The organism is Streptomyces sp. NPDC019396 (assembly GCF_040632375.1).
In the GTDB taxonomy this organism is placed as follows: Bacteria; Actinomycetota; Actinomycetes; order Streptomycetales; family Streptomycetaceae; genus Streptomyces.
Genome location: NZ_JBEYBS010000071.1, coordinates 1 through 4,388 on the forward strand (window position 1 = coordinate 1; position 4,388 = coordinate 4,388).

Genomic DNA, 4,388 nt, shown 5'->3' on the forward strand with positions numbered 1-4,388 from the left:
TCATGGCCCGCCGCCTCACCGGCGAGAACACCATCTCCTGGCGCGACCCAAGGAAAGCCGCCAAACAACCCATCTCGGGATGAAACATCGGACGAAAACGACCTCTAAAGAGCGTTTTGTCCCCGTGGGGGTGTTTGGTAATGCAGCGCTGCGCCGACCGCCCGTGATCGGCCGCAGCAGGTCTGGTAGAACACGTGTGTGGCCTACAGATTCGTCGCGAACATCGCCTACGGAGGGCAGGAGAAGCGGCCGCCGGACATCTACGTGCCGACCGCCGGAGTTGCCGAGTCAGACGACGAGGAGGATCCAGTAATTGAGGCAGTCCTGCGTGCGCCGGCCGAAAACGTAGCCGCATGCGAGAGGCGCTCACGCGCATCCTCACCTACGGTCGCCCCGACGCGCTGCCGATGTTGATTGCAGTCTGAACCTGCCGACACAGCATGACCAGAAAGCCCGGCAGCGGCTATCTACAGCTGCCGTGTTCTACCTACGGTGAGCAACTCCAACTGCGGACACCTGCTGGGGGTAAGGCGATCATCGCGCCCTTTAGCGATGGTGTCGGCCGGCTGTCAGGGCCTGCGGCCAGAACTTCCTTTCTGGGCACGTCAGGTGGTTGTCAACCACCATGGGAGGAGGGTTCCGCCGGCCTGTCGCTCTGCTGCCTCCCAGGAGGCCAGATCGGGTTCGTACCAGGCGCCATCCTTCGATACGTAGAGGCCCTTTATGTTCAGTGAGGTTCCTGCGTCCTTGCACGAAACGCGGACCCATTCTCCTTCACTGAAGCTGTCGGCACTCCAGACTTGTACGTAACGGGTGGTCCCAGAAGTCGCCTGGCCAGATGATGTGGACGACGTGAGTTCGTGCCCTGTGGGGACGAACGAATCTCGTTCCCGGGAGATGTCGACCGTGACGTTTGCACAGCCATCTTCGGGCATGACCAAATCCACGCGGTTGTGGCCATCCACCGCCCCTAGATGTGCGTAGTAGAAATTGTACCCCCCGTCGGATCGCACTCCGCTCTTCCAGCCCGCTGGGGAAGTAGAACCTCTAGGCGGAGTCACCGCCCCTAGCGATTCCGATGCGTTCAGACTCACCCAAACTTTGTCAACATAGGCACGGAAGGAATGCGACGTAAGGGCCTCCGCGAATACGCTCTTGCACTGAATTGAGCTGCCGACCCTAATGTTGACGACAGCGCAATCATCGCCGTCAACCAGTATGGAACCTGGGTCCTCAAAATTTTGCGCGCTTCCGATGCTGGCGAGGGCGGGTGGCGCCATGGCACCAAAGAGGAGCGCGAGCCCAAGGGTCAACTGGACCGCCGGCCAGCGAAGCAGACGTACTACCTTATGCATATCATCCTCCAGTAGTTAAATGGCTGAAATGTTGGTGTATTCACCCTTGCCGTGAGAGTGTAGATAAAATCACCGTCTGCCAGGCGAACAGTCACCGAAAGCGAAAGCTTAAGGCGCTCGAAGGGGACACGCCACCTCTTGTGGATATTTGAGAAGATACCACTCAGAGCCTGCCAGCACCGGTTCGGCCGATGTCCAGGAGTACTCTTCGCATTTCCGGGCACGCACCGAACCCTTTCGTGAGCGAGTAGAGCCCTGACCACTGCTTTGGTTCTGGTGGTCAGGGCCCTACGTACTTCGGCGGCTAGGCTGCCGAAAGGCGATACATCTCACAAATGAGCCGTAGAAAATTTCAGTTTGACCCTACTGCATTGTCGTAATGTGTCTTAGCGAGGCCGCTCAGCAGAGAACCGACTTCGTCGCCCCCGCCGGTCCCCGAAACGTCCCCCACGAGATTCCACTTGTTGTCACCATCTAGAGTGACCCAAGCGCCTCCCGAGGCGCCATCATCGATGACTTCGCATGGTCCATCATCTTCCCCCCGAATGGTCCCTGTGTCGCCCTCTTCGCTCATTTCAATGAATGCATCAGGCACCACACAACTCTCGAGATCCCTCTTCTCAGTACCTAGATCGCTTGGAGGGTCTGCCGTGTAGCCCAACTCCTCTACGTATCCACTGAAATTATCTGCAGTCAGAGAAAAATTAATAGTTACAGGGTTCACGAAGTCACCCGGGTACTTGCCATCCGCATTCTGCTGCAGCCTTACGAATGCGAAATCGAGATTCCTCTTACTCTCATCATTTTCCTCAGATAGCTCCTCGTAATCTTCTCCTTCAAAGAAGATCTCTTCACCGTCCCACGTGCCGTACGGTATATCATCTCCGTCCCTTCCCGGAGAAAATGACACGTCTGCGGCGTCGGCCGTGACCCTCTCGTTGCTCCCTTCACCCTCATTTCCGTCTGCTTCATAGTTAACACAATGAGCAGCAGTTACGACGACATTCTTCGCGACCAACGTTGCTGAACAGTTGCCAATCTTGTCGATCTCGTCTTTATCGGTACTCAAGTGGCCAATAGCATCACCGTAAACAGCTCTGTTAAAGTATTTAGCCGCTCGACTGTTCATGAGTGTGCCGACTTCCCTGTCGCCATCCCATCCCGACTCGTTACCAATTAGGTGCCATTCGGAGTCTTCGTCCTGCCTGAACCAAGGACCTCCGGAAGCTCCGTGGCCGATATCCCTACACTCGCTTTGGAGTCCCAGGAGGCGCCCAGTATCCTCCTGGGCTTTGCTTATTTCCACATTAGACATTACGCAAGATTCAACGTTGTAAGGGTTGTCATCAGGGGAATCTTCATCACTGGCGCTCGTGTAACCGAGTGCTTCTACATTCCCGCTGAATGTCTCTGAAGTCAGAGAAAAATCGATTGATATAGGGTTCACGAAGTCACCCGGGTACTGGCCTTCACCGTTCGGCTTAAGGGTGATAAATGCGAAGTCAAGGCCCTGCCTATTCGCGACATCACCGTCGTCCCGCGCCTCATTGTATTCATCCTCAGGGAAATATATGTCCTCATATTCCCAAATGCCGAAGGGTGCGCTATCTTCTTGGCCGTCTTTGCCTGGCGTAAAGGCAACTTCGGACACTCTTTGATTTTCACCATCGAGAACGCAGTGCGCGGAAGTTGTGATGACGTTGCGCGCCACGAGAGTCGCCGTACATTGGTTAAAGTTTGTCTGCAGAAAGCCCACCGCATTCTGTACTTCAGAGGGGGCGGCAGCCGAGGCCGAGCCGGTGAATACTCCCAGTCCGGCAACTGCGGCAACTACGGCCGCGGCGGATGCCCCAATTTTAACAGCGCGTTTTTGGCTAGTCTTGGAGTGGGAAAAGATTCTCTCTGTTTCATTTTGAGCGCACATTGATATATTCCCTTTGTGGGTAACTGTGATCGCAGCGATGCCGCGCCAGTGCAAGAAGTTCCGTGAGGCGGGAATTTCAGGACCTCAGGGTAGGGGCATCGCACGCAAAAGCACATGAGTAATTCATGCCCACGCCTTCGTTCCGAGTCGGTTGATTTCGGTCGGTAAAGATCTGCGACGGCGGATTGCAAACTCTTCCCTGTCCACCAGTAACGGCGACTTAACCTCGCTTGGTATGGCCGTGAAAGGCGGTTTGTGTACTTTATGTGCAGATTTCTATGGAATGGGATATTGTGTTTTCGATATGCCGATTTCCAAGCCGCGAAATTGCGGCGCGACGCAGCCAGATGTCTACGTCTGAGACGGTGTCCTATGTGGCGCCCGGGCTCGTTGGACTGTTCATGCGGGGGTACGTGGAGTTGGATTGTTCTGGACGGGTTGTGGGAGATCGCGAAGCCGCTGATCCTTCCGTCGAAAGCGGTCGCAGGGCGGTGGGACGCAGGACACGCCTGATGAGACGCTGTTCGCCGCGATCGTCTACGTGCTGGTCAGCGGCTGCCTGGCGGGCACTCCCGCCATGCTTTGGCATCTCGAAGTCCACCGCACGTCGTCGGTTCATGATCTGGTCGAGGGCCGGCGAATGGGCACGGTTGCACGAAGCGGTCCTCGACAGGATCGACGAGTGCGGGCTGCTCGCCCCGATACGAACGCCATCCCCGTAACTACCTGGCCTTCCTCGGCCTCGCCGCCGCCCTCTGCTGCTACAAACGACTCGTCCGTATCACCACGTAGGACACTTCCCAATGTCGTTGTCAAGCCGCTGTGTTGACGGGCGGTAGGGCTTCGTAGCACCGTCTGTCACGCAGAAGCGCCCACAGGACGTTGACCCGGCGGCGGGCGAGGGCCAGCACGGCTTGGGTGTGCCGCTTTCCTTCCGCTCTCTTGCGGTCGTATTGATCCGAAACGGTAGGTGTTCTGGGTCGTTGATCTCTGCGTGAGTGAACTGGTGTGGGTTGCACGGCAGTTGTCGCCGTCGGCGCAGGAGGCCCTTCGGCTGCGGGCGGTGGCCGCGTTGGTGGCGGGCCGGACTCGCGGGGATGTCGCGGCGG

The 4,388-nt window shown here is 57.2% G+C and carries 1 protein-coding gene and 2 pseudogenes; 1 reads left to right on the top strand and 2 read right to left on the bottom strand.

Going from position 1 to position 4,388, the window contains the following annotated elements:
- Positions 1-1,707 precede the first annotated feature (1,707 nt).
- On the bottom strand, positions 1,708-3,279 hold the full coding sequence (locus ABZ532_RS31275) for a trypsin-like serine protease (protein ID WP_361291320.1): 1,572 nt from the start codon (positions 3,277-3,279) through the stop codon (positions 1,708-1,710).
- A gap of 372 nt (positions 3,280-3,651) precedes the next feature.
- On the opposite strand from ABZ532_RS31275, the pseudogene ABZ532_RS31280 reads away from it, so the two are divergent.
- A pseudogene (locus tag ABZ532_RS31280) lies at positions 3,652-4,071 on the top strand (transposase).
- A 20-nt stretch (positions 4,072-4,091) separates the two neighbouring features.
- Here ABZ532_RS31280 and ABZ532_RS31285 read toward each other — a convergent pair.
- A pseudogene (locus tag ABZ532_RS31285) lies at positions 4,092-4,232 on the bottom strand (IS110 family transposase); the annotation flags it as partial.
- Positions 4,233-4,388 lie beyond the last annotated feature (156 nt).